Annotated in this window: 21 protein-coding genes, 1 pseudogene and 1 riboswitch; of the genes and pseudogenes, 11 read left to right on the top strand and 11 right to left on the bottom strand. The window is 73.8% G+C overall.

What is annotated here, in order from left to right; genetic code table 11:
* Together EBH09_RS09265 and rsmH are read right to left on the bottom strand one after the other, a co-directional pair.
* Nucleotides 1–392, bottom strand: a 392-nt coding sequence (locus tag EBH09_RS09265) for a septum formation initiator family protein (protein WP_121747309.1), incomplete at its 3' end; no start/stop codon positions are given.
* A gap of 61 nt (nucleotides 393–453) precedes the next feature.
* Nucleotides 454–1,410: a 16S rRNA (cytosine(1402)-N(4))-methyltransferase RsmH gene (gene rsmH / locus EBH09_RS09270; protein WP_121746551.1), complete on the bottom strand. Its 957-nt coding sequence runs from the start codon at nucleotides 1,408–1,410 to the stop codon at nucleotides 454–456.
* A 428-nt stretch (nucleotides 1,411–1,838) separates the two neighbouring features.
* Between rsmH and EBH09_RS09275 the strand changes: the two genes are divergently transcribed.
* The 4 genes from EBH09_RS09275 (at nucleotide 1,839) to EBH09_RS09290 (ending at nucleotide 7,610) form a co-directional block, all read left to right on the top strand.
* Entirely contained in the window at nucleotides 1,839–2,387 is a 549-nt protein-coding gene (locus EBH09_RS09275) for a carbonic anhydrase (RefSeq protein WP_121746552.1), read from the top strand.
* A gap of 330 nt (nucleotides 2,388–2,717) precedes the next feature.
* Nucleotides 2,718–3,713 carry a MoxR family ATPase gene (locus tag EBH09_RS09280; RefSeq protein ID WP_121746553.1) on the top strand — a complete coding sequence of 332 codons (996 nt, stop codon included), beginning with the start codon at nucleotides 2,718–2,720 and terminating at the stop codon, nucleotides 3,711–3,713.
* Entirely contained in the window at nucleotides 3,713–5,077 is a 1,365-nt protein-coding gene (locus EBH09_RS09285) for a DUF58 domain-containing protein (protein ID WP_193776206.1), read from the top strand. Before EBH09_RS09280 ends, EBH09_RS09285 begins: the two co-directional genes overlap by 1 nt.
* A gap of 142 nt (nucleotides 5,078–5,219) precedes the next feature.
* Nucleotides 5,220–7,610: a DUF3488 and transglutaminase-like domain-containing protein gene (locus tag EBH09_RS09290; protein WP_121746555.1), complete on the top strand. Its 2,391-nt coding sequence runs from the start codon at nucleotides 5,220–5,222 to the stop codon at nucleotides 7,608–7,610.
* A 205-nt stretch (nucleotides 7,611–7,815) separates the two neighbouring features.
* On the opposite strand, the gene EBH09_RS09295 is transcribed toward EBH09_RS09290, so the two are convergent.
* The 3 genes and pseudogenes from EBH09_RS09295 to EBH09_RS09310 form a co-directional block, all read right to left on the bottom strand.
* The gene (locus EBH09_RS09295; RefSeq protein WP_121746556.1) at nucleotides 7,816–8,217 is read right to left on the bottom strand and encodes a spore wall synthesis complex protein; all 402 of its coding nucleotides are present in this window, start codon (nucleotides 8,215–8,217) and stop codon (nucleotides 7,816–7,818) included.
* 278 nt (nucleotides 8,218–8,495) lie between these two features.
* Nucleotides 8,496–9,323, bottom strand: coding sequence for a methyltransferase (locus tag EBH09_RS09300; protein ID WP_193776207.1), 828 nt, complete (start codon nucleotides 9,321–9,323; stop codon nucleotides 8,496–8,498).
* Between the two features lie 551 nt (nucleotides 9,324–9,874).
* Nucleotides 9,875–10,384, bottom strand: a pseudogene (locus EBH09_RS09310) (SAV_6107 family HEPN domain-containing protein); the annotation flags it as partial.
* Nucleotides 10,385–10,621: 237 nt separating this feature from the next.
* Here EBH09_RS09310 and EBH09_RS09315 point away from each other — a divergent pair.
* The gene (locus EBH09_RS09315; RefSeq protein WP_121746557.1) at nucleotides 10,622–11,251 is read left to right on the top strand and encodes a TetR/AcrR family transcriptional regulator; all 630 of its coding nucleotides are present in this window, start codon (nucleotides 10,622–10,624) and stop codon (nucleotides 11,249–11,251) included.
* Nucleotides 11,252–11,740: 489 nt separating this feature from the next.
* On the top strand, nucleotides 11,741–13,240 hold the full coding sequence (locus EBH09_RS09320; RefSeq protein WP_121746558.1) for an NAD(P)/FAD-dependent oxidoreductase: 1,500 nt from the start codon (nucleotides 11,741–11,743) through the stop codon (nucleotides 13,238–13,240).
* A gap of 36 nt (nucleotides 13,241–13,276) precedes the next feature.
* Here the strand turns inward: EBH09_RS09320 and EBH09_RS09325 are convergent, their stop codons facing one another.
* The 6 genes from EBH09_RS09325 to EBH09_RS09350 form a co-directional block, all read right to left on the bottom strand.
* Nucleotides 13,277–14,290 carry a hypothetical protein gene (locus EBH09_RS09325; protein ID WP_121746559.1) on the bottom strand — a complete coding sequence of 338 codons (1,014 nt, stop codon included), beginning with the start codon at nucleotides 14,288–14,290 and terminating at the stop codon, nucleotides 13,277–13,279.
* A 70-nt stretch (nucleotides 14,291–14,360) separates the two neighbouring features.
* Nucleotides 14,361–15,284: a methylenetetrahydrofolate reductase [NAD(P)H] gene (gene metF, locus EBH09_RS09330; protein WP_121746560.1), complete on the bottom strand. Its 924-nt coding sequence runs from the start codon at nucleotides 15,282–15,284 to the stop codon at nucleotides 14,361–14,363.
* Between the two features lie 106 nt (nucleotides 15,285–15,390).
* Nucleotides 15,391–16,047, bottom strand: a complete 657-nt coding sequence (gene thiE, locus EBH09_RS09335; RefSeq protein ID WP_121746561.1) for a thiamine phosphate synthase — start codon at nucleotides 16,045–16,047, stop codon at nucleotides 15,391–15,393.
* Between the two features lie 264 nt (nucleotides 16,048–16,311).
* Nucleotides 16,312–16,677, bottom strand: coding sequence for an Rv2175c family DNA-binding protein (locus tag EBH09_RS09340; protein WP_121746562.1), 366 nt, complete (start codon nucleotides 16,675–16,677; stop codon nucleotides 16,312–16,314).
* A 77-nt stretch (nucleotides 16,678–16,754) separates the two neighbouring features.
* Nucleotides 16,755–17,951 (bottom strand): FAD-dependent oxidoreductase, encoded by a 1,197-nt coding sequence (locus tag EBH09_RS09345; RefSeq protein ID WP_238697300.1) that lies wholly within the window; start codon nucleotides 17,949–17,951, stop codon nucleotides 16,755–16,757.
* Nucleotides 17,952–18,060: 109 nt separating this feature from the next.
* Complete coding sequence (locus EBH09_RS09350) at nucleotides 18,061–18,411, bottom strand: hypothetical protein (protein WP_121746563.1); 351 nt, start codon at nucleotides 18,409–18,411, stop codon at nucleotides 18,061–18,063.
* A 52-nt stretch (nucleotides 18,412–18,463) separates the two neighbouring features.
* Nucleotides 18,464–18,575: riboswitch (TPP riboswitch) on the top strand.
* A gap of 24 nt (nucleotides 18,576–18,599) precedes the next feature.
* Here EBH09_RS09350 and thiO point away from each other — a divergent pair.
* The 5 genes from thiO to EBH09_RS09375 all read left to right on the top strand — a co-directional run.
* Nucleotides 18,600–19,805, top strand: a complete 1,206-nt coding sequence (gene thiO / locus EBH09_RS09355; protein ID WP_238697250.1) for a glycine oxidase ThiO — start codon at nucleotides 18,600–18,602, stop codon at nucleotides 19,803–19,805.
* Nucleotides 19,802–20,002, top strand: coding sequence for a sulfur carrier protein ThiS (gene thiS / locus EBH09_RS09360; RefSeq protein ID WP_121746565.1), 201 nt, complete (start codon nucleotides 19,802–19,804; stop codon nucleotides 20,000–20,002). Before thiO ends, thiS begins: the two co-directional genes overlap by 4 nt.
* 2 nt (nucleotides 20,003–20,004) lie before the next feature.
* Nucleotides 20,005–20,802: a thiazole synthase gene (locus tag EBH09_RS09365; protein ID WP_121746566.1), complete on the top strand. Its 798-nt coding sequence runs from the start codon at nucleotides 20,005–20,007 to the stop codon at nucleotides 20,800–20,802.
* A gap of 197 nt (nucleotides 20,803–20,999) precedes the next feature.
* Nucleotides 21,000–22,997, top strand: a complete 1,998-nt coding sequence (gene pknB / locus EBH09_RS09370; RefSeq protein ID WP_193776208.1) for a Stk1 family PASTA domain-containing Ser/Thr kinase — start codon at nucleotides 21,000–21,002, stop codon at nucleotides 22,995–22,997.
* A gap of 192 nt (nucleotides 22,998–23,189) precedes the next feature.
* Nucleotides 23,190–25,034, top strand: a 1,845-nt coding sequence (locus tag EBH09_RS09375) for a trypsin-like serine protease (protein ID WP_193776209.1), incomplete at its 3' end; no start/stop codon positions are given.

Below are 25,034 nucleotides of genomic sequence, written 5' to 3' on the forward strand. Positions count from 1 at the left end.
ACCAGCGGGGCGGAGGCGGCCGAGGGCGCGGGGCCCGGCGAACCCTTGACGGTGCCGTCGGGGGCGAGGAAGGCGGGATCGCCACCGGGCACCATGCCCAGCTCGCGGGCGCGGCTCTGGAGGGCGCGGGGGGCGGAGTAGGCGTCGATGTCCCGCTGGAGCGCCTGCTCCTCGTCGGTGAGCTCCTTCGTCCTCTGCTTCAGGTCGTCCAGCTGGAAGGAGCCCTCACTCAAGGCGGAGTTCAGCACCAGGAGGCCGATGAGGCCGCCGCCCAGGAGGACCACCACGAGGAGGACGAAGGGCGCCCGGGCCGCCTGGCCGCGTGCGCCGCCCTGCGGGAGCAGCTGGGCGAGCCGGGCCGCCCTCCCCTTCAGTTCGGGTTTCCTACTCACTCGCCCTCCCCTCGGCCCGGGTGGACCGTCCGCACCCGTGCCTGGCCTGGCCTCACTCGGTTCACCCGATGGACTCCCTGATGCGCTGGGCCCCGCGCAGCCGTGCCGGTGCCGCCCGCCGGTTCTCGGCGATCTCCTCCTCGGTGGGAAGTTCGGCACCGCGCGTGAGCAGCTTGAGCCGCGGCGCGTAGCGTTCGGGGACCACCGGCAGTCCGGGCGGCGCGGTGTTGGCGGCGCCGGCCGCGAACACCTGTTTGACCAGCCGGTCCTCCAGCGAGTGGTACGACAGCACCGCGATCCGGCCGCCGACGCCGAGGGCCTCGACGGCGGCCGGGATCGCCCGCTCCAGGACGGACAGCTCGCCGTTGACCTCGATGCGCAGCGCCTGGAAGGTGCGCTTGGCCGGGTTGCCGCCGGTGCGCTTGGCGGCCTGCGGCAGCGCGGCCCGGATCAGCTCCACGAGGCGCGCGCTGTTGCTGAACGGCTCCTTCTCGCGCTCGCGCACGACCGCGGAGACGATCCGCTTGGCCTGCTTCTCCTCGCCGTACGCCCGCAGGATGCGGACGAGTTCGCCCGGCGGGTACGTGTTGAGGACCTCGGCGGCGCTCATGCCGGTCGTCTGGTCCATGCGCATGTCGAGCGGGGCGTCCTGGGCGTAGGCGAAGCCGCGGTCCGCCTCGTCGAGCTGCATGGAGGAGACGCCGAGGTCGAACAGCACGCCCTGGACGCGCGGAACGCCGAGCCGGTCGAGTACGTCGGGCAGCTCGTCGTAGACGGCGTGCACCAGGGTGGCGCGCTCGCCGTACGGGGCGAGCCGCTCGCCGGACAGGCGCAGGGCCTCCTTGTCCCGGTCGAGGGCGACGAGCCTGGCCTCGGGGAAGCGTTCGAGGAGCGCCTCGCTGTGCCCGCCGAGTCCGAGCGTGCAGTCGACGACCACGGCGCCCGGCTCCGTCAGGGCGGGCGCCAGCAGGTCCAGACACCGCTGGAGCATCACCGGGACGTGTCGACTCTGGCTCAAGTGGGGCGGCCTCTCAGGTCCGGCGCGGCGTCACGCACCGCCGGGTCCCCTCCCGCTCGCTCGTGAAGGGGAGGCCTGCCGGCGCCAGAAGCGTCGGCCGGCCGGGAGCGGGAGGAGGCCGAGCCGTACGTACGCGCCGCGCACGTGGGGAGATCTGGCGGGACGTCGCCCAGATCTCCGGGGAATTCAGTCCAGCAGGGAGAGCCTCGCCTCCCGCTTCGCGTCACTTTAGTCCACCCTGTCGCCCGGTCAATCAACCGGCCTGCGCGTCGCGGACCGCGGCGTCCGCAAACCGGTGCGGCGCGCCTTTTCACTCGTACGGACGCGTCCGTTTCCCTCTGTGGGTTGGCTCACAACAAGCCTTGATGACGTTCTTTGTCCCGCTTCGCAGCGGGCCGCGGAAGGGGACGGCCAGTAACGTCATGGATATGACGACTTCTGCATCGGTTCCCACTGGCTCCGAATCCGCCGTAGTCGGCGACGGCACCGTCACCGACCGGCTCGTCGAGGCGAACGGGCGCTACGCCGCCGCATTCACCGACCCCGGGATGGATGCCCGGCCGGTCCAGCGGGTCGCCGTCGTGGCCTGCATGGACGCGCGTCTCGACCTGCACGCCGCGCTCGGCCTGGAGCTCGGCGACTGCCACACCATCCGCAACGCGGGCGGTGTCGTCACCGACGACGTGATCCGCTCACTCACCATCAGCCAGCGGGCGCTCGGCACCCGCAGTGTGGTCCTCATCCACCACACCGGGTGCGGCATGGAGACCCTCACCGAGGAGTTCCGGCACGACCTGGAGCTGGAGGTCGGCCAGCGTCCCGCGTGGGCGGTCGAGTCCTTCCGCGACGTCGACCAGGATGTGCGGCAGTCGATCGAGCGCGTGCGCACCTCGCCGTTCCTGCTGCACACCGAGGACGTACGTGGTTTCGTCTTCGACGTGAGGACGGGCCTGCTGCGCGAGGTCGCCCCCGCCTGATCCGGCCGCCCGCCCCGATGATCCCGCCCTGGCGGCCCCGTCGCGCAAGTACCGGAAAGGCCGTAAGGCCCGACATATCGCGGCCAGTTGTCCACAGGCGAGTGACACGAATCGGTAACGGCAGCAAGAATGCGGGAAGCGGTGTCGTGCGGAACTTTTTCCGCGCGGTGTCCGTGATTCGGGGTGGGCCGGTCCGCGGTGTGTGGCCGTCCCGGCAAGTTGGGGTACCCCCGCTTCTCAGGGAGCGCGGGAAAGGCCGAGGAGGGCCGGGTGACGACCTATGACGATCAGGCGAGCCATGGGGGCGCCCCCGCGCGAGCGTATTCGAGCGTGGGGGATGATCTGACCGCTGTGGTCGAGCGGGTACGCGGTTCGGTGGAGAGTGTGATCGAGGGGAAACCCGAGGTCGTGCGGCTCTCGCTGACCGTGCTGCTCGCCGAGGGCCATCTGCTGATCGAAGACGTCCCGGGCGTCGGCAAGACCATGCTGGCCAAGGCGCTGGCGCGGTCCATCGACTGTTCCGTGCGCCGGATCCAGTTCACCCCGGACCTGCTGCCCTCGGACATCACCGGGGTGTCCATCTGGGACCAGCAGCGCCGGGACTTCGAGTTCAAGCCCGGCGCGATCTTCGCGCAGGTGGTGATCGGCGACGAGATCAACCGCGCCTCCCCGAAGACGCAGTCCGCGCTGCTCGAGTCGATGGAGGAGCGCCAGGTCACCATCGACGGCCAGACCTATGAGCTGCCCAGCCCCTTCATGGTCGTGGCGACGCAGAACCCGGTCGAGATGGAGGGCACCTACCCGCTGCCGGAGGCCCAGCGCGACCGCTTCATGGCGCGGGTCTCCATCGGCTACCCCAGCCCGGACGCCGAGCTGCAGATGCTCGACGTGCACGGCGGGGTGAACCCACTGGACGACCTGCAGCCGGTGGCGCACGCACACGAGATCCTGAAGCTGATCGAGGCGGTCCGGGGCGTCCACGTCGCCGACCCGGTCCGGCGGTACGCCGTGGACCTGGTCGCCGCCACGCGCACCCACCCGGACCTCAGACTCGGCGCCTCGCCGCGCGCCACGCTGCATCTGCTGCGCGCGGCGAAGGCGTCCGCCGCCCTGAGCGGCCGGGAGTACGCGCTGCCGGACGACGTACAGGCCCTCGCGGTCGCCGTCCTCGCCCACCGCCTGCTGCCCACCGCCCAGGCCCAGCTCAACCGCCGCACCGCCGAGCAGGTCGTCCAGGAGATCCTGCAGCGCACACCGGTGCCCGCGGCACCCCAGCAGCAGACGGGCTTCGGCGCGTACGGCCAGCAATCGCCGCGGAGGCTGTGATGGACGCCGGGGGGACGGACCGGTCGGACGACGACCGGAGCGAGGGCGGCGGCTTCCGCACCGCCCTGACCGGTCTGACCACCCGCGGACGGTCCTTCCTGGCCGCCGGCATCGCCGCCGCCGTCTGCGCCTACGTCCTCGGGCAGAGCGACCTGCTCCGCGTCGGACTGCTGCTGAGCGTGCTGCCTCTGGTCTGCGCGACGCTGCTCTATCGCACGCGCTACCGAGTGGCGGGCAGCCGCCGGCTCGCCCCCGGGCGGGTACCCGCGGGCAGCGAGGCCCGGGTGCATCTGCGCATCGACAACGTCTCGCGGCTCCCCACCGGTCTGTTGATGCTCCAGGACCGGGTGCCCTACGTGCTCGGGCCGCGCCCCCGCTTCGTACTCGACCGGGTGGAGCCGGGCGGCCGCCGCGAGGTGTCCTACCGGGTCCGCTCCGACCTGCGTGGCCGCTATCCGCTGGGCCCGCTGCAACTGCGCCTGACCGACCCGTTCGGGCTGTGCGAGCTGACCCGCTCCTTCTCGACGTACGACACGCTGACCGTGATCCCGCGCGTGGAAGCGCTGCCGCCGGTGCGGCTGAGCGGCGAGGCACGAGGGTACGGCGAGGGGCGGCAGCGCTCTCTCGCGCTGGCGGGCGACGACGACGTGATCCCGCGTGGTTACCGCTACGGCGACGACCTGCGCCGCGTGCACTGGCGCTCCACCGCGCGCCACGGCGAGCTGATGGTGCGCCGCGAGGAGCAGCCGCAGCGCGCCCGGTGCACGGTGCTGCTGGACACCCGGGTCGTGGCCTACGAGGGCGCCGGCCCCGACTCGGCCTTCGAGTGGGCGGTGTCGGGCGCCGCGTCCGTGCTGGTGCACATGCTGGAGCGGGGCTTCTCCGTCCGGCTGCTCACCGACAGCGGCGACTCGGTGCCCGGCGAGGGCTCCGACGGCTTCGCGGGCGCGAGCCAGGGCACGGCCGACGCGGCCGGGCTGATGATGGACACCCTCGCGGTCATCGACCACTCCGACGGCACGGGCCTGTCCCGGGCGTACGACGTGCTGCGCGGCGGGAACGAGGGGCTGCTGGTGGCGTTCTTCGGCGACCTGGACGAGGAGCAGGTCAGCGTGGCCGCCAAGATGCGGCAGCGCAGCGGCGGTGCCGTCGCCTTCGTCCTGGACAGCGAGACCTGGGCACGGGAACCGGCGGACGTGCCCGGTCCGTTGGACAGGAGCGAGGAACGGCTGCGGATGCTGCGCGAGGCGGGCTGGACCGCCGTGAGCGTGCCGCGGGGCATCACCCTGGAGGAGATGTGGCGCCTGACGGACCACGAACGCACCGGCCTCGCGGCGGCGAGCGGCGGGGAGGGCACGCGATGAGCGGGAGGGCGCGGCCGGCGCGGTACACGGGGGAGGCGGCCAGGCCCCGACGACCCGGGCGGCAGTCGGACCGCGCGCACACCCGGCGGGCGGACCACCCGCACACCCGCCCCGCGACGGTCACGGGCCGGGAGGACACGCGATGAGCGGGCGGGCGCGACTGGCGCTGTGCGCGTGGGCGGCGACGCTGATGGCGGCGTGCGCGCTGCTGCCCCTGGTCGACCCGGCCACGTGGATCCTGCAGGCCGCGTTCCTGCTGGCGGTCCAGTCCGCGGTGGGCGCGGCGGCGCGCCGGGTGCCGCTGGCCCGGCCGCTGACCATCACCGCGCAGGCCCTGGTCACGCTGGTGCTCCTGACCCTGGTCTTCGCCCGGCAGCACGCCCTCGCCGGGCTGATTCCCGGCCCGCAGGCCTTCCAGCGCTTCGCCGACCTGCTGCAACAGGGCGGCGACGACATCGCGCGGTACGCGATCCCCGCGCCGCTGGAGTCCGACGGCATCCGGCTGATGCTGGTCGGCGGTGTCCTGGTGATCGGCCTGCTGGTGGACACCCTCGCGGTGACCTTCCGCAGCGCCGCCCCGGCCGGGCTGCCGCTGCTCGCGCTGTACTCGGTGGCCGCCGGGCTGTCCGAGGGAGGCACCGACTGGCTGTGGTTCCTGATCGCGGCGGCCGGCTATCTGATGCTGCTCCTGGCCGAAGGACGTGACCGGCTCTCGCAGTGGGGCCGGGTCTTCGGCGGCGCGCCACGCGCCCCGGGCGGGGAGCCGGACGGCGTGGTCGCTCCCGTCCGCACCGGGCGGCGCATCGGCGCGTTCGCGCTGGGCGTCGCCCTGGTGGTGCCGCTCGCCCTGCCCGCGATGGACGGCGGGCTGCTGGACAGCGCCAGGACGGGCGTCGGCTCCGGGACCGGAGGCGGCGGCACGATCTCCGCGGTGAACCCGCTGGTCTCCCTGCGCGACAGTCTCAACGTCGACGAGAACCGGCAGGTCCTCTCCGTCGAGACCGACTCCGACGACATATCGAACCTGTACCTGCGCATCGTCTCCCTGGACGACTTCGACGGGACCACCTGGAAGCCGTCCAAGCGGAACATCACCGCCGTGCCGGACGGCACGTTCCCCACGCCGATCGGCCTCGGCCCCGAAACCAAGCGCACGCAGACCCGCACCACCATCACGGCCGCGGACTGGTACGCCCAGGACTGGCTGCCGATGCCGTACCCACCGAGCGGCGTGCGGATCGCGGGGAACTGGCGCTACGAACCCGTCGGCATGACCCTGGTCGGCGACCACGGGCAGAACACCCGCGGGCTCACGTACGAGGTGCGGAGCCTGAACGTGCAGCCGACGGCGGACCAGCTCGCCGCCGCACCGCAGCCGTCCGCCGCGCTGAAGCGGGAGTACACCGAGCTGCCGGACTCGCTGCCCGACGTGGTCTCCCGGGTCGCCCGCCAGGTGACCGCCGGCGCGGCGAACCCCTACGAGCAGGCGGTCGAGCTCCAGGAGTACTTCGCGATCAACGGCGGTTTCGAGTACGACACCCAGGTCAAGGTCGGCAGCGGCTCGCAGGCGATCGCCCGCTTCCTGGAGGACAAGCAGGGCTTCTGCGTCCACTTCTCCTTCGCCATGGCGGCGATGGCCCGCTCGCTGGGCATTCCGGCCCGGGTGGCGGTCGGCTTCGCGCCGGGCTCCCCGCAGGCCGACGGCTCGGTCTCGGTGGGGCTGCGGGACGCGCACGCCTGGCCCGAGGTGTACTTCGAGGGCGTGGGCTGGACCCGCTTCGAGCCGACGCCGACCCGTGGCTCGACCCCGTCGTACACCGTGACGGAGACGCCGGGCAGTTCGGTGCCGGACCCCGCGCTGCCGTCCCGGAACGCCGAGACGGAGCCGTCGGCGGCGCCCTCGGCGAGCGAGAGCTGCACGGCCCAGGACAAGAAGCTGGACGCCTGCGCCGGCGAGTCGCCGGCGGCCGTGCCGGTCGCCGGCGGAAACGGGCCGAAGTGGTACGCGGTGCTGGCCTGGGCCGCGGGTGGGCTCGCGGTGCTGCTGATTCCGTTGGCGCCGTTGCTGTGGCGGCTGCGTATCCGGTCGGTACGGCTGGGGGCGCACGGCCGCACGGAGGCGGACGCGGGCCCGCACACTCTGGCGGTCTGGCAGGAGCTGACGGATACGGCTTGGGACTTCGGGATCATTCCGGAGGAGTCGCAGACCCCGCGCAAGGCGGCGGCCCGGATCGTCCGGCTCGGGCAGCTCGATCCGACGGCCGCCGCGGCGGTGCATCGGGTGGCGGACGCGGTGGAGCAGGTTCTCTACGCGCCACGGCCCCGCCTGACTGCCGGTCTCACCGAGGACGTCCACCGGGCGAGCGCCGGTCTACGGGCCACCGTCAGCCGCGGCACACGGCTGCGCGCGCTGCTCGCCCCGCGTTCGACCGTACGGGTGGTCTGGACGCTGTCGGCCCGGTGGGCTGCCCTGAGACAGCGGGCAGCGGCGGCCCGACCAACACTGCGGAAGGCGTCGGGACAGCAGGGCTGAAACGGCGGCGCGGGGACACGGCCTGGGCGGCGGCGCCCGGGCCGGCCTTGCTGCGTCCGGGGCCCGGGGCCCGGAGCACCGGGCACATGGGCTCCGAGTGGGTCGGGGCCACGCCGCGGCCGCACATGGGTACGCGTGAGGGGGTGACCACCCGGTCGGTGGTCACCCCCTCACGCAGATGTCCTGGTGAGTGGCGGCTCGGGTGCTACTGGCCGCCCTGCTGCTCATCCCTGCGCCGTTGCCAGCGCTCGTCGATGCGGTCCATCATGGAGCGTTTCTGCCGTTGCTGACGGCGCCCCTGCGGTCCGGTGGCGGCGGCCGGTTGCTCGCCCGGCTTCGGCGCCTTGCGCCAGCCGGTCACGGCGAGGACCGCGCAGCCCAGCATGACGAGGAAGCCCACCACACTGAGCCAGACCTGCTGGGCGACCATACCGGCCATGAGGAGCGCAATACCTACGAGGAAGCCCGCGACCGCCTGGTAGACCCGTCGCCGGGTGTACGTACGCAGCCCGCTTCCCTCGAGCGCTGTCGCGAACTTGGGATCTTCGGCGTACAGCGCTCGCTCCATCTGCTCGAGCATGCGCTGCTCGTGCTCCGAGAGCGGCACGGAGTCCTCCTCATCGTGCAGTCGCCGGGGCGACCCGGGGGGGTCCCTTCAGGATAGGCAGGGAATCGCCCCCGTGAAACCCGCCCCTCTACGCCAATTGGCCAACCGGTCTCCGTCATGGCCGCGCCGGCTCGCTGAAATTCACATTCCCCAGCGGCCGACCCGTCATGCCGGGCGGTCTCCCTCGATCATACGGCGACTGGCCCCCGTTCGGGGGGCCTGTGGCGTACTCCATCTGCAGTCGCGTCCCTGATCAGGGCCTTACCCCACCAGGTGGCTCAAGCCTCCTGGGCCCCTCGTGTCTCGCCGAGCACGTGAAGCTGTGTGGCCACGGAGTGGAACGCGGCAAGTTCGGCCGCCGCGGCCTCCAGCTTCAGCAGCGCGTCCATGGCGCCGGGCTCCGTGTCCACCAGTACCCCCGGAACCAGGTCGGCGAAGACCCGCACGCCGTGCACGGCGCCGATCCGGAGCCCCGCGGCCTCGACCAGTCGGGTGAGCTGTTCGGCGGTGAACCGGCGCGGCACGGGGTCACCGGTGCCCCAGCGGCCGTCCGGGTCGTCGAGGGCCTGCCTGGCCTCCGTGAAGTGGCCGGCGAGGGCGCGCGCGAGCACGGCCCCGCCGAGCCCCGCGGCGAGCAGGCTGAGGACGCCCTCGGTGCGCAGGGCGTCCACCACGTTGCGGATGCCCTCCGCGGGATCGTCCACGTACTCCAGGACGCCGTGGCACAGCACCACGTCGTAGCCGCCGCGCTCGACCACGTCGAAGAGGCCGTGGGCGTCTCCCTGGACGCCCCGCACCCGGTCGGCGACGTCGGCCTCGGCGGCGCGGCGCTCCAGGGCGAACAGGGCGTTGGGGCTCGGGTCGACGACGGTGACGCGGTGGCCGAGGCGGGCCACGGGCACCGCGAAGTTGCCGCTGCCGCCCCCGGTGTCCAGGACGTCCAGTGCCTGGCGGCCCGTGGCCTTGACCCGGCGGTCGAGGGCGTCCTGGAGGACGTCCCAGACCACGGCGGTACGAAGGGCGGCTCGGGAACGCGAGGGCTCGGAGCGCGGCGACGCCGTTTGCGGGCGGGGTTGGGAGACGGGCGGGCGCATCGGGTCCGACACGGCAGTTGACTCCTCGGCGCGGCACCGCCTCGGACACGGGCGGAGCGAACGGGCTGCCGCCCCGGCCCGGGTGCGGGAAGGGGCAGGCTTCAGGCGCCTCCCACCCTATTGCCTCCGGTACGCCGACCGGTCACCCCGTGCCACCGACCCGGCACGTGCCCCGCGGACCCCGCCCGGAGGCGAATTACGCACCCCCGGAGGCGCCCGGAGGGCCGGGGCCGGCGCGTTCAGCCCGCGTCCGGCAGTTCGCGGGCCACGCGGTCCCCGCCCGACCGCTCCCTGCCCGGTCGGTCGAAGTCCGGACGGCCGACGCCATGGCGGCCGGAATCGGAGCGCCCGGAATCGGGACGGCCGGCGTCGGGACGGCCGGCGTCGGGACGGCCGGCGTCGGGACGGCCGGCGTCGGAGCGCCCGGAACCGAGACGGCCGGAAACGGGGCGCCCGGAAACAGGACCGCCGGGATCGGGACCGCCGGCGTCGGAGCGCCCGGAATCGGAGCGGCCCGGCGCGGGGTCGCCCGGGGCGGCATGGTCCGGGGCCGGGTGGTCCGTGTCGGGGCGGGGCTGGGGCAGTACCGGCTGGAGGACCAGCATCCGCTCCACGAGGCGCAGGAACATCGCCACGTCGCGTATCAGGTCGTCGGCGTCCCGGCGGTTGGCCGCGCCCTCGATGCCCGCCTCGGCCCGTGCCCGGCGCCGGGCGCCCGAGGCGAACAGCGCGCTCCAGTCGGACAGCTCGGGCGCGATCTCGGGGAGCACTTCCCAGGCGCTGCGGATACGGGCCCGGGCGCGCGGGGTGGTCTCGGGGCGGCCTCGCGCGGCGAGCACCGCGGCGGCGGTGCGCAGGGCGGCCAGATGGGCCGTCGCGTAGCGCTCGTTCGGTGTCTCGAGGACGGTGGCCTCCTCCAGTCCGGCCCGGGCCTGGGCGAGCAGGTCGAGGGCGGCGGGCGGGGCGGTTGTCCGGCGGAGCACGGGGTGCACGTCGCTCGCCGGGCCGGTCAGTGAGGGTGCAGGGCCGGCTGCGCGGCGCCGCCGGGCGGCGGCTGCGGACGAGTGGGCCATGACGATCCTCCTGTCGTCTCCGTGACGGCACGCTCTGCGACGAGGCGCCGTATGTGCCCATAGTGAGGTATGCCACTGACAATCCGTTCTGACCTGGGCTTTTGTTTCGATCGTAGGTTCGGTTCGGCTGCTCGCCCCGACCGGTTCGACGCACCCCGTCCGGCCGGCCGCACCCGGAGCGAAGTGGTGCGCGCCCTGCGGTGACACCCCCAGGAGGAGTGCTGTGACAATCGGGGCATGGAAAGCAGCAGCGCCACCTCGCGGGGCAGCAGCCGCCGCGAGGCCACCCGGCAGAAGCTCTACGAGGCGGCCGTCACCCTCATCGCCGAGCAGGGCTTCTCCGCCACCACCGTGGACGAGATCGCCGAACGCGCCGGGGTCGCGAAGGGCACGGTCTACTACAACTTCGCCAGCAAGTCCGTCCTCTTCGAGGAGCTGCTGCGCCACGGTGTCGGGCTCCTGACCGCATCCCTGCGCCAGGCGTCCGAGCGGACGGCGCGGGAGGGCCGCGGCCGGGTCGACGCCCTGGACGCGATGATCCGCGCGGGGCTCGTCTTCATCGACCGCTACCCGGCCTTCACCCAGCTGTACGTGGCCGAGCTGTGGCGTACCAACCGGGCCTGGCAGTCCACGCTGCTGGTGGTCCGGCAGGAGGCCGTCGCGGTCGTGGAGGGCGTGCTGCGCGAGGGCGTGCGGAGCGGTGAGTTCAGCGAGGAGATCGACGTGCCGCTGACCGCCGCCGCACTGGTGGGCATGGTCCTGGTGGCCGCACTGGACTGGAAGTCGTTCCAGCCGGAACGCTCCCTCGACGACGTGCACTCGGCCCTGTCGCGGCTGCTTCAGGGACGCGTGAGCGGCCGCCCCTGAGCCACCGCGTCCCGCCGGCCGGGCATAAAAAGCGCCGGTCCGTGGTGGCCGCGTCCCCCGCGGGCCACCGTCGGACCGGCGCCTTCTCCTGCTCCCCCGTACGTCCCCCCGTTGGAACCGCCGTTCTCGGTCGTTCCCCCGGGCTCCCCCGTGCCTCGCTCCCGCCGACCGCGGCCGGCGGAAGGAGCGGATCGCGGGCCCGGCTCCGTTCCGACGCCCCGTGTCGCCGGTTCCGGAGCCGTGCCCCTCTCCGTGCCTCCACTCTCTCGTTCACGCGGGCAGGGTCCCATCCGCGCGCGTACTCATCTGGGCGGCTAGGTACGGGTACTCAGTCGTGCGCACCCCGGCTCACGGCGGCGTGTGTCCGGCCGGTCACCCGCGCGTCCGTCGCGGTACTCAGGCCGGCCCCGTCGCCGGCCGTTCCCGCAGGTGCACGGCCCGGCGGCCCCTGGGACCGGATTGCCGGCGGCGGCGGATAAAGTCCCTGGCATGGCACGGATTGCGGTGATCGGCGCCGGGATGGGCGCGATGGCGGCCGCGGCCCGGCTGGCCGTCGCGGGCCACCGGGTGGCGGTGTACGAGCGGACCGGGACGTACGGCGGAGCCCTGCGCCGCGTCGAGCGCGACGGCTTCTCCTTCGACACCGGACCCGGTCTGCTGCCGCTGCCCGCGGTCTGGCGCGATCTGTTCGTCAAGACCGGCAAGGAGCCGCTGGAGTCCTGTGTCGAGCTGGTCCAGGTCGACCCGTCCTCACGGCACGTGTTCGCGGACGGGACGGAGGTGTCGCTGCCGAACGCCTCGCGGGCGGGCGTCGTCGCCGCCCTGGACGAGGCACTCGGCTCGACCGCCGCGCGGCGCTGGGGCGACTTCCTGGTGCGGGCCCGGGAGACCTGGGACCGGACGCGCCGCCCGCTCCTCGAGGAGCCGTTGTGGCCGAACTGGAAGGTGCTCGCCGAGCGCGAGCCCTATCCCGCGGTCCCGCACAAGCGGCTGCTGCGCACCCGCCGGGCCGGCACGCTCGCCGAGGTCGGCGCCTGGGAGCTGCGGGACGCCCGGCTCGCCGCCCTCCTGGAGAGCCACGCGCTCGCGTACGGCCTGGACCCCCGTACCGCCCCGGCGAACACCGCCGTCCTGCCGTACATGGAGTACGCCTTCGGTGTGTGGTACGTGCGCGGCGGCGGTCTGCGGGAGCTGGCGCGGGCGGTGTACGAACGGTGCCTGGCCCGCCGGGTCGAGTTCCACTTCGGCGCCGAGGTCACGGAAATCGCCGAAAAGGACGGCCGGGTGGCGGGCGTGCAGCTGGCCGACGGCGCGGTGGCCGAGGCGGAGTTCGTGGTCGCCGGTGTGGCACCCGGCGTGCTGGACCGCCTCTGCGGCGGGTCGGCGGTGCGGGGCGACGGAGAGGTGCCGCAGCAGCACGGTGGAGCGAGCCGTCTGACGGTGCTGCTGGCGCTGCGGGGCGGCCGACCGGAGGGCACCGCGCACCGGACGGTGGTGCACGCGCCGGACCGCGAGGCCGAGCTGGAGGCGCTGTTCGGCCCGGCAGCCGGCCTGCCCGCACGCCCGACCGTCACGGTCCTGCGTCCCGAGGACCCGGCGCTGGTCCCGGACACGGACCACGAGGCGGTCACCCTGACCTCGGTGGTGCCCGCGGGCAGCGAAGCGGACACCGAGGAACACGCCGGGCGCCTCGTCGAGGCCGCGGAGCGTGCGGTACCGGGTCTGCGCGACCGTCTCCTGTGGCACGAGGTGCGCGCACCGGCCGATGTCGCGGCGGATACCGGGGTGGCGGGCGGCGCGGTTCCGGTGCCGGCGCTGGCGGGGGCAGGCGGACGGCTGCTGCACCCGGCGAACGGCACGCGCGTGGGCGGACTGTTCACGGTCGGCGGCTGGTCCCACCCCGGCGGGGGGCTGCCGCACGCGGGAATGTCGGGCGCGCTGGTCGCCGGACTGATCGTGGAGGGACCGGAGTTCCGGGGCTCCCAGTGAGCGGCAGGGGCCGGCCACCGGGCCCCTGAGACAGCGTCAGAAGCGGTACTGCTCGTCGTACCCCTGACCCTGGCCCTGCGTCTGGCCGTTGCCCTGGTACGGATACGTCTGCTCCGGCGGGAGTTCGCCGCCGTAGGGGTCGTCGGTGCTGCGCTGCTGCGGCACCCACACCCCGCCGGCCGGGGTCTCGCCGCCGTACCCGCCGGGCGTGCCGGTGGTGTACTGGTCCTGCGCGTAGCCCTGCTGGCCGTACTGCTGGCCGCCGGCCGTGTCGTAGGAGCCGGTGTCGTACGACGCCCCGCCGTAGGTGTGGGTGCCGATGTACGGGTCGGAGTAGGCGGCGTACTGCTGCTGGCCGCCGCTGTCGTAGCCGTACTCCTGCTGGCCGTAGCCCGAGTAGCCGTAGGCGTAGGACTGATCGGCGCCCTGCGCGGCCGCGGCCGGTGCCTGCTGCTCCTGGGCGTAGCCGGCGTCGGCGTACACGCCGTACGAGCCGGTGTCGTCCGGCATGGGCTGCGGCTCGTAGACGGCGGTGGTCTCCGCGGCCGTGGGGTCGGCGGGGCGGGCCGGGGTGAAGACGTCGTCGCGGTCGTAGTCGTCACGGCCGTAGTCGTCACGGCCGTATGCGTCGCCACCGTAGGACAGACCGTCCTGACCGGACGCCTGGCCCTGGGCCCGGTCGTCGTAGGCGTCGTGGCCGCCCCGGCCGCCCTCGGCCGCCTCGAGCCCGGAGACCTCCGACGTCGGTTCCTGGCCGCCCCGTTCGGGACGGCCGCGCCTGGCGACGAGGCTCGCCGGGGCGTTGACCGCCCACCCGGCCTCGAAGCCGCGGCGGAACGACAGCGTGACGTAGGTCTGGCCGACGGCGAACGCGGCCGTGCCCAGCCCGATGACGATCACGTTCGACATGAGCACACCGGCCACGACGCCGACGAAGCCGCCGAAGGCGAGCAGCCGCCAGCGCAGCCGCGCCTTGTACTGCAGCAGCACCTCACCGAGCAGCCACAGCGCGACAACGCCGAACGCGATGTAGAGGACCGTCCAGCCCATGTACGCCCCTCTCCCAGTGGCCGATACCCAGTGGCCGTTACGCAGTGTGTCGTAAATATGTGCGGCCGGTCTAGGCCCGCGGTGGGTGGTGCAGGCCCAGGTTCTCGTAGATCTCCAGGGTCGCCGTGGAGTTGTTGAGCGTGATGAAGTGCAGTCCCGGGACGCCTTCGGCCAGCAGCCGCGCGCAGAACTCCGTGGCGAACTCGATGCCAATGGAGCGTACAGCGGTCGGATCGTCCTTTGCTGTGAGGATCCGCTCTTTCAGCTCGGCCGGGAACGAGGCGTTGCTGAGCTTTGGCAACCTCTCCAGCATCTTCACACTGGTCACCGGCATGACCTCGGGGATGACCGGGGTCTCGCAGCCGGCCGCGGCGACCCGGTCGCGCAGGCGCAGGTAGGACTCGGGCTGGAAGAACATCTGCGTGATCGCGTAGTCGGCGCCGGCCCGGCACTTGTCGACGAAGTGCCGCACGTCCGTGTCCCAGTCGGCGGAGCGCGGGTGCATCTCGGGGAAGGCCGCGACGCCGACGCAGAAGTCGCCCGACTCCTTGATGAGGCGGACCAGTTCGGCGGCGTAGGTCAGGCCCTCGGGATGTGCGATCCAGTCGGCCGTCGGGTCGCCGGGCGGGTCGCCGCGCACGGCCAGCATGTTGCGGATCCCGGCGTCGGCGTACTGGCCGATGATGTTGCGCAGTTCGGCGACGGAGTGGTCGACGGCCGTGAGGTGGGCCACCGGGGTCAGTGTCGTGTCGGCGACGATCTGCTGGGTCTCCTTGACCGTCCCCGCGCGCGTGGAACCGCCGGCGCCGTAGGTCACGGAGACGAAGTCGGGGGCGACCGCCTCCACCCGCCGCAGGGCGCTCCACAGGTTCTTCTCGCCCTTGGCCGTCTTCGGCGCGGAGAACTCGAACGAGTACGTCGTCTTGCCGGACGCGAGCATGTCGCGCACGGTGCGTGCGCGATCAGTCCTGGTGGATGCGGTTCCGAGGGCCATACGGGCAGGTTAGCCAGGGGGCGGCGGTCACCCAACCGGATGCGGGATATTTGTCCGCATTGTCGATTTGTTGTCCATCCCTTGGACACATGCCTCCGGCACCCGCCTACGCCTGCCGCAGTCGCTTCGTGAACTCGGCCGCGGCGGCACCCGGGTCGTCCGCCGCGGTGATCGCCCGGACGACCACGACGCACCGGGCACCGGCCTCCAGCACCTCGTCGAGGTTGCCGAGGTCGATGCCGCCGATGGCGAACCAGGGGCGGTCCGTGCCGAGTGCGGCCGTGTGCCGGACCAGGTCGAGGCCGGGTGCGTGGCGGCCGGGCTTGGTGGGGGTCGGCCAGCACGGGCCGGTGCAGAAGTAGTCCACGCCGTCCTGGACGGCGGCAGCGGCGGCCTCGGTCTCGGCGTGCGTGGAGCGGCCGACGAGGACGTCGTCGCCGAGGATCGCGCGGGCGGCGGGCACCGGGAGGTCGCCCTGCCCGAGGTGCAGCACGTCGGCTCGGGCGGCATGGGCGACGTCCGCCCGGTCGTTGACCGCGAGGAGCTTGCCGTGCCGGGCGCAGGCGTCGGCGAAGACCTCGAGGTGCTCCAGCTCCTCCCCCGCCTCCAAGCCCTTGTCGCGCAGCTGCACGATGTCGACGCCGCCCGCCAGCACCGCGTCGAGGAACTCGGGCAGGTCGCCCTGGCTGCGGCGGGCGTCCGTGCACAGGTAGAGCCGGGCGTCGGCGAGCCGGGCGCGGGCGTTCGCGGCGGTGTCGGGCATGCGGATGTCCCCCAGGTCGGTGGCGTGGCCCGCGGCGGAGCGCGGCCCTGGCTTGTGTCCCGAGGATACGGAGCGTGCCTCGCCACGGTCGCTCCGCGGCCCGCCGGAACGGGGAGGCCGCCGCTCCCGGGGGCCGCGGGGGCTCCCCCTCGGCCCCGGGGAACACGGCGTCAGCGTGTCGCCGCCGTGGCGTACGGACCGCGGACCGCCGTGACCGCCGGGGGCCGTGGGGCGCGGCCCGTACGCCGGGCGGGGTCTGTCAGGTCAGACGGCGAGCGCCTGGGCGCGGCGCTTCACCTCCGTGCCGCGATTCTCACTCAGCGCCTGGGCGGGCGTGCCGGGCAGGGTCTCGTCGGGCGTGAAGAGCCACTCCAGCATCTCCTCGGCCGTGAAGCCGTCGTCCCGCAGCAGCGTCAGGGTCCCGACCAGGCCCTTGACCACCTTGTCCTCGTCGATGAAGGCCGCGGGGATGTGCAGCGCGCGGTTCTCACCGCGCCGCACGGCGATGAGCTGGCCTTCCCTGATCAGCTGGCGTACGCGGGTCACCTCGACGCCGAGCATCTCCGCGATGTCGGGGACGGTGAGCCAGGCAGGCACGAGAGCATCGATCTTTGCGTCAATCTCGGTCACGTCTCAAGCCTGCCATCTGGCACTGACAGTCGGAAACCGGACCCGTCCGGCCCGGGGCCGCCGCACCCGGGCGGAGGCTACGCCGTCGCCGCCTTGAGCGGCCTCGCCGGGTCGGCCAGCAGCCGCGGGTCCACCGTCGTGCCGGCCTGGATCACGCGTTTGCCCTGGGCCAGGTCCCGGGGGCGGCCCACCGCCAGCAGGGCGACCAGGCGGTCCTCGCGCAGCCAGCAGACCGTCCAGGCGGGTCCCGAGGGGTCGCCGCGCCACAGGGTGGTGTCGGTGGCCGTGTGATGACCGGCGTACTGGACGAAGCGGCCGAACTGCTCGGACCAGAAGTACGGCACCGGGTCGTAGGCCACCGGGGCCTCGCCGACGGCGGCGCCGATGATGTTGGCGGCGACCGTGCGCGGGCCCTGGAGGGCGTTGTCCCAGTGGTGCACCAGCAGCCGCTCGCCGTAGCGGCCGGACGGGAAGGAGGCGCAGTCGCCGACCGCGTAGACGTCGGGGACGGAGGTGCGCAGGCGGTCGTCGGCCAGGACGTCGCCGTGCGCGCCGAGGTCGATCCCGGAGCCGGCGAGCCAGGCGGTGGCGGGCCGGGCTCCGATACCGACGACGACCGCGCCGGCGGGCAGCCGCGAGCCGTCGTCGAGGACGACGACGTGGCCGGGCTCCCCGGGACCGCCCGTCTCGACGCGCTCCACGCGCGCGTGGGTGCGCAGTACGGCGCCCGAGTCGGCGTACCAGCCGGTCATCGGCGCGGCGGCCTCGGCGGGCAGCGCGCCGGCGAGGGGCCGGTCGGCGGCCTCCACGACGGTGACGGCGCAGCCCGCCTCGCGCGCGGCGGTGGCGAACTCGGCGCCGATCCAGCCCGCGCCGACGACCACGATCTCGTGCTGCCGGGCTAGCACCGGCCGCAGCCGTTCGGCGTCGTCCAGGGTGCGCAGCAGGTGTACTCCGGGCACGCCCTCCGCGCCGGGCAGCCGGATCGGTTCGGCGCCGGTCGCGAGGACGAGGAGGTCGTACGGCACGGGTCCGTCGGAGGTGTCCAGGACGTGCGCGCGGGGGCGGACGCCCAGGGCCTCGCAGCCGAGCCGCAGGGTGATGCCGAGTGCCTCGAAGTCGACGTCGAAGGCGGAGCCCTCGGCCGTGCCGAGCAGAACGGCCTTGGACAGCGGGGGACGGTCGTACGGCTGGTGCGGCTCCGCGCCGATCAGGGTCACGGTGCCGGTGAAGCCCTGCTCCCGCAGGGCGACCGCGGTCTGCACGCCCGCCATGCCGGCGCCCACCACGACCACGCGGCGCTCCGCGTCCGCTCCCCGTTCCCGGGTCCGCTCCTGCGTCTGCTCGCTCACCTGATCACCTTAGACACCGACGATCGGTCAGTCAGTCCTCGTGGGCGGTGACCTGCTCCACAACGCTCGTCCCGCTGCCCCGCTGCGACTCCCACTCCCAGGTCTCGTCCAGGCGCACCCGCCCGTCCGGCAGTTCGGCGACGGTCGACACGCAGTGTCCCGACGACGTGCTTCCGTCGGTCTTGAGCTGCACGTACCGGAAGTCGAGGCGGTCGCCCTCCCTGGTGCCCACCAGACGTCCGCGGACGACGTCACCGCCCGCGTACTCGGCCCATACGGCACCGTCCTGCTCGTGGTAGGTGAACCGGGTGCGCGTCCCCACCTGGCCGGGCGCCTGGTCGGCGACGGGGGCGAGAACGAGACCGTCGAGTGAACGCGCCACGGGCGGAGGCTCCCTTACAAGTGCGATGCGCTGCGGGCTAGGGTGGCCAACGTAGAGCACTCGCGGGAGCCCGGACGCACCGGGCTGAGAGGGAGGCTGGCGGCCTCCGACCGTACGAACCTGATCCGGGTCATGCCGGCGAAGGGAGGGGCTGGACGCCCATGTCGTCACCACCGACTCCTGCTTCCGTGTCCGGAGCCGCCGCGAGGGCCGCGTCGTCGCGTACGCCGGACGTCCTCGTCGTCGGCGGCGGGATCATCGGCCTGGTCACTGCCTGGCGGTCCGCTCAGCGCGGGCTCGCCACGGCCCTCGTGGACCCCGAGCCGGGCGGTGGGGCCGCCCAGGTGGCCGCCGGGATGCTGGCCGCCGTGACGGAGCTGCACTACGGCGAGCAGACGCTGCTCGCGCTGAACCTCGCCTCGGCCCGCCGCTACCCGGAGTTCGCGGCCGAGCTGGCCGACCTGACGGGCCACGACCTCGGTTACCGCCGGTGCGGCACCCTGGCCGTCGCGCTGGACGCCGACGACCGGGCCCACCTGCGGGAACTGCACGCGCTCCAGCAGCGCTCGGGCCTGGAGTCCGAGTGGCTGTCGGGGCGCGAGTGCCGGCGTTTGGAGCCGATGCTCGCGCCGGGTGTGCGCGGGGGTCTGCGGGTGGACGGCGACCATCAGATCGACCCCCGGCGCCTCGCCGGCGCGCTGGTGGCCGCCTGCGAGCGCGCGGGCGTCGCCTTCCACCGGGTGTGGGCCGACCGGCTCACCGTCGGGCGCGGCGGCGAGCGGGCGACGGGTGTCGTCACGGCCGACGGCACCGCGCTGGAGGCCGGGCAGGTGGTGCTGGCGGGGGGCAGCCTGAGCGGACGGTTCACCGGCGTCCCGGAGGACGTGCTGCCGCCGGTGCGGCCCGTGAAGGGGCAGGTGCTGCGGCTGACGATGCCGCGGACGCACGGGCCGCTGCTGAACCGGACGGTGCGTGCCGTGGTGCGCGGCAACCCCCTCTACCTGGTGCCCCGGGAGAGCGGCGAGCTGGTCGTCGGCGCCACCAGCGAGGAGCTGGGCTGGGACACCACGGTGACCGCGGGCGGCGTCTACGAGTTGCTGCGCGACGCCCACGAGCTGGTCCCCGGCATCACCGAGCTGCCGCTGGCGGAGACCCGGGCGGGTCTGCGTCCCGGGTCCCCGGACAACGCCCCGCTGCTCGGCCCGACCGGGCTGGCGGGCCTGCTGGTGGCCACCGGGCACTTCCGCAACGGCGTCCTGCTCACCCCGGTCACCGGCGACGCCATGGCGCACGCCCTGGCCACCGGGGAGCTGCCGGCCGAGGCCCGCCCCTTCACCCCCCGGCGCTTCGGCGCCGTCCCCGCACTCCAGCGACTCTCGGAGCAGCCCGCATGAACATCTCCGTCAACGGCGAGCCGCGCCAGGTGGCTCCCGGCACGGCCCTGGACGCCCTGGTCGGCACGCTCACCGCGGCGCCGTCCGGGGTGGCCGCCGCCCTGAACGAAACCGTCGTCCCACGCGCGCAGTGGCCCGCCACCGCGCTGGCCGACGGCGACCGCGTCGAAGTCCTCACCGCCGTCCAAGGAGGCTGACCATGGCCGACGATCCCTTCGTCCTCGGTGGTACGTCCTACGGGTCCCGCCTGATCATGGGCACCGGCGGGGCGCCCAGCCTCGACGTGCTGGAGCGGGCCCTCGTGGCCTCCGGGACCGAGCTGACGACCGTCGCGATGCGGCGCGTGAACGCCTCGGTGCACGGGTCCGTGCTGTCGGTGCTGGAGAAGCTCGGCATCCGGGTGCTGCCGAACACGGCCGGCTGCTTCACCGCCGGGGAGGCGGTCCTCACCGCCCGCCTCGCGCGCGAAGCCCTCGGCACCGACCTCGTGAAGCTGGAGGTCATCGCCGACGAGCGCACCCTGCTGCCGGACCCGATCGAGCTGCTGGACGCGGCGGAGACGCTGGTCGACGACGGGTTCACGGTGCTGCCGTACACCAACGACGACCCGGTCCTGGCGCGGAAGCTGGAGGACGTCGGGTGCGCCGCGGTCATGCCGCTCGGTTCGCCGATCGGGTCGGGACTGGGCATCCGCAACCCGCACAACTTCGAGCTGATCGTGGAGCACGCGCGTGTGCCGGTGATCCTGGACGCGGGGGCCGGCACGGCGTCGGACGTGGCGCTGGCGATGGAGCTGGGGTGTGCGGGTGTGATGCTCGCCTCGGCGGTGACGCGGGCGCAGGAGCCGGTGCTGATGGCGGAGGGGATGCGGTTCGCCGTGGAGGCGGGACGCTGTGCGCGGCGGGCGGGGCGGATTCCGCGGCGGCGGTTCGCCGAGGCGTCGTCTCCCGCGGAGGGCTTGGCGGTGCTGGATCCGGAGCGGCCCGCTTTTCAGTAGCCCTGGGCTGTCCCGCCGTTTCGTCTCCCGTCCACGCACCGCCCGGTTCCGGCCGGACGAGGGGTGGGCCTCGCCCGTGGGGCGCGTCCCCGTCGGCGGGCGGCCGTGCGTGGGAAGCGTCACAGGTGCGCTGCAGTACCGCACCCGATCGTCGGCTGCGACGCCGGGTGTCCGTGGTGGCTCGTAGACTCACCTGCGTGGACACGACCCTTCAGGACCCTCTCGTCGGGCAGGTGCTCGACGGCCGGTACCGCGTCGAGGCGCGGATCGCGGTGGGCGGGATGGCCACGGTCTACCGGGCCGTGGACACCCGCCTGGACCGCGTGCTCGCGCTGAAGGTGATGCACCCGGCGCTCGCGACCGACGCCACCTTCGTGGAGCGGTTCATCCGCGAGGCGAAGTCGGTGGCCCGGCTCGACCACCCCAACGTCGTACAGGTGTTCGACCAAGGGGCCGAGGGGGCGTACGTCTACCTGGCCATGGAGTACATCGCCGGCTGCACCCTGCGTGACGTGCTGCGCGAGCGCGGGGCGCTGCGGCCGCGGGCCGCGCTGGACATCCTGGAACCGGTGCTGGCCGCGCTCGGGGCCGCGCACCGGGCCGGATTCGTGCACCGGGACATGAAGCCGGAGAACGTCCTGATAGGCGACGACGGCCGGGTCAAGGTCGCCGACTTCGGCCTGGTCCGGGCCGTGGACACGGTCACCAGCACCACCGGGTCCGTCCTCGGCACCGTCTCCTACCTGGCGCCCGAGCAGATCGAGCACGGCACCGCCGACCCGAGGGTCGACGTGTACGCCTGCGGCGTCGTCCTGTACGAGATGCTGACCGGCGGCAAGCCGCACGACGGGGACTCCCCCGCCCAGGTGCTCTACAAGCACCTGCACGAGGACGTACCGCCGCCGTCGGCCGCCGTACGCGGGATGGCGTACGAGCTGGACGAGCTGGTCGCCTCGGCGACCGCGCGCAACCCGGAGATCCGGCCGCACGACGCCGTGGCGCTGCTCTCGCAGGCCCGCCAGGCGCGCGGGGCGCTGAGCGCGGACCAGCTGGACGCGGTGCCGCCGCAGGCGCTCGCCGCGGAGCACGACAACGCCGAGGACCGCACGAGCGTGATCCCGCGCGCGCTGACCTCCCCCACGCCCGGGTCCGCTCGCGCGGGAGGACTCCCAGCCCGGCCGCTGCCCGTCAACGAGGACGAGGCCGAAGCCGGCGGCCACGGTGACGCCGGGTTCCGCGCGGACGGGGTCAACCGCACCAGCCGGCTGGCGGCTCCCCCTCCGGCGCCGCCCCGGCGCCGCCGGCCGGAGCTGCGGCGCGGCCCGCTGACGATCGTCGTGGCCGTACTGCTGGTACTGGGCGTCGGCACCGGCGTCTGGTACATCAACTCCGGCCAGTTCACCAAGGTGCCGCCGCTGCTGTCCAAGACCGAGGCGCAGGCCCGGGACCGGCTTGAGGACTCCGGGCTGGACGCCGGCACGGTCCGGCACGCCTACAGCGACACCGTGGAGCGCGGCAAGGTCATCAGCACCGACCCCGGGGTGGGCACCCGCATCCGGAAGAACGACTCCGTGTCGTTCACGATCTCCGACGGCCCCGACACCGTGAAGCTGCCGGACGTCCAGGGCTACAAGCTGGACCGGGCCCGGACCCTGCTGGAGGACGAGGGACTGGAGCCGGGCATGGTGACCCGGGCGTTCAGCGACGAGGTCCCCAAGGGCTTCGTGATCTCCACGAAGCCGAAGACGGGCACCACGGTGCGTTCGGGCTCGGCGGTCGCCCTGGTCGTCAGCAAGGGCAGCCCCATCGACGTCCCGGACGTCACCGGCGACGACCTGGCCGACGCACGGGCCGAGCTGACGGAGGCCGGCCTGAAGGTGAAGGTCGCCGAGGAGCAGGTGAACTCCGAGTACGACAGGGGCCAGGTCGCCCGGCAGACGCCTGACCGGGGCAGCCGCGCCGCCGAGGGCGACACGGTGACGCTCACGGTGTCCAAGGGCCCCGAGATGATCGAGGTCCCGGACGTGGTCGGCGACAGCGTGGACGACGCCAAGCGGACGCTGAAGGACGCCGGCTTCCAGGTGGACGAGGACCGCGGTCTGCTCGGGCTGTTCGGCGACACGGTGAAGGACCAGTCGGTCGACGGCGGGGACACGGCTCCCAAGGGGTCGACCGTCACCATCACGATCCGCTGACGAGGCGGCCCGCCGGCCGGGGGCGGGCGGGGCCGCCCGGCGCGCGCCGCGAGCGGTCGAACAAGCCGAACAAGTGGCCAACCAGCCCCGTATCAAGGGCTCTTGCCCTCTCTGCCTCCCACGGCGGGGACCGCTACTATGGCGGCTCCGCAGACGGTCGGGGCCTGCGGCGGCGGACGGGGGGAGGGCGTCTTGGGGGCGGAACCGGTCGCGCGGACGGCCGTCACCGACGACTGGCAGGTGAGCATCCTCGGCCCCGCCGGAAACCCGGTCGGCGGAGGAGTCATCGTCCCGCCCCGCTACGTTCTGACCTGCGCCCATGTCGTGACGTCGGCCATGGGCGGACGGCTTGGGGACGACCCGCACGCCACCGTCACGGTCACCCTCAGCAGCGGACTGAAGCTCACGGGCTCCCCGGGCGGCGGGCACCGGTACACCGGCGGGAGCCACCACGAGGACGTCTCGGTGCTCACCCTGCACGGCGATCTGGGGCAGGCCAACGGCCGGCTCCCCACCTCGCACGCCCACCTCTCCACCGGCGCCTATGCCGCCAAACGGCCGATGCAGGTCTACGGCTACCCGCAGGGCCAGCCGCACGGGGTGTGGGCCGACTGCCTGATGGCCGGGCGGGGCGGCCCGGAGTCGGCGCTGATCCAGCTGAACGACGCACCGGACACCGGCCGCAGAGTCGCCCGCGGATACAGCGGCTGCGGGGTCCGGGACGCCGCGACCTCCCGCGTCGCCGGGCTCGCCGTACTGCGCGACAAGTCGCCGGAGGCCGGCGTGACCTGGATGATTCCGCTGGAGCGGCTGGCCCGCGACTGGCCCCCCTTACGGGCGGCGCTGGCCCTGTCCGGCGACCGCTTGCCGCCGCCGCCCGCCCCCGGACCGCCGGATCCGGACGACGGCCCGTTCGACGACGAGGCCATGGACGACCTCTACCGGCTGCTGCTCGACGGCCGGGTCACGATGCCCGGGCTGGTGGTGCTGCGCGACGAGGCGCTCGGGCCGGTCCGCCGCCCGTGGCAGGGCTCCCCCGAGGACATCCTCGGCATCGTGCACGACCTGCGGCACATCGCCCAGGCGGGGCGGCCGGTGCCGCCGCTGCTGACCTTCGTCGCCGCGCTGTCCCGGCGCGTCCCCGGTCCGCGCGGACAGGAACTGGCCCGCTGGGTGCGCGGGCGGGCGGGGCACTGCACCCCGGCGGTCGATCCCGGACCGCTGCTGGAGCGCCGGGTGCGTCCCGGCGGGGCGGGCACCCGGTGGACCTACGCCACGTTCCGCGTCACCCCCGCGTCGCCGAGCCGGCACTATCTGCTCGATGTCTTCCGGCAGGACGAGGGCGCCCCGCGGGAGGCGGTGCGGCAGTACACCGAGGCGATGCGGCTGGGGCGGATCGAGCGGCTCGTGGTGGACGAGATCATCCGCATGCGCCGGGAGAAGGCCATCGACTCGCCCGACCTGTTCGTGGAGTTCGTCCTGCCCCGTGAGCTGCTGGGCAGGCCGGTCGACGGTCTGCCCATCACGACCCCCAGCGGCGCGGAGGTGCGTCTGGGGGTGGTGCACCCGGTCGCCGTGCGCAGCCTCGAGCGCCAGAACGCGTCGGAATGGGTCGACTGGGGGCATAACTGGTCCCGGAAGTGGGACAGGATGAAGGCATTGTCCGCACTCTCCGGAGAGGGCGTGGTGGCAGTGATCCCCGCCCGGAACCAGGACGGCTCGTCCTACGAGGCGCTGTTCTCCGCCCTGTACGCGGAGGACGGGCCCTTGGCGCTGGTCCTCGGGTTTCCTCCGCGGGTGTCCCGCAGGCGCGCCCCCGACGCGGAGTTCGACGCGGCCCTGGACGCGGGCGTTCCGGCCCTGGTCTGGGCCCACGAAGAGCAGGACGGACAGCCCGTCTCGGGCGACCTGCCGAACCGGTTGCGGGCCGCCGGGGTGCGCACCCTGCCCGAGGAGGTGCTCCGGGCCCGCCGCGGGGAGTGGTCGTCCCGGCCCGGCGCGGCCCGGCCGCGGGTCGGGGGCGGCCTGCGTCTGGGC

Source organism: Streptomyces sp. E2N166 (assembly GCF_003671715.1).
Lineage (GTDB): Bacteria > Actinomycetota > Actinomycetes > Streptomycetales > Streptomycetaceae > Streptomyces > Streptomyces thinghirensis.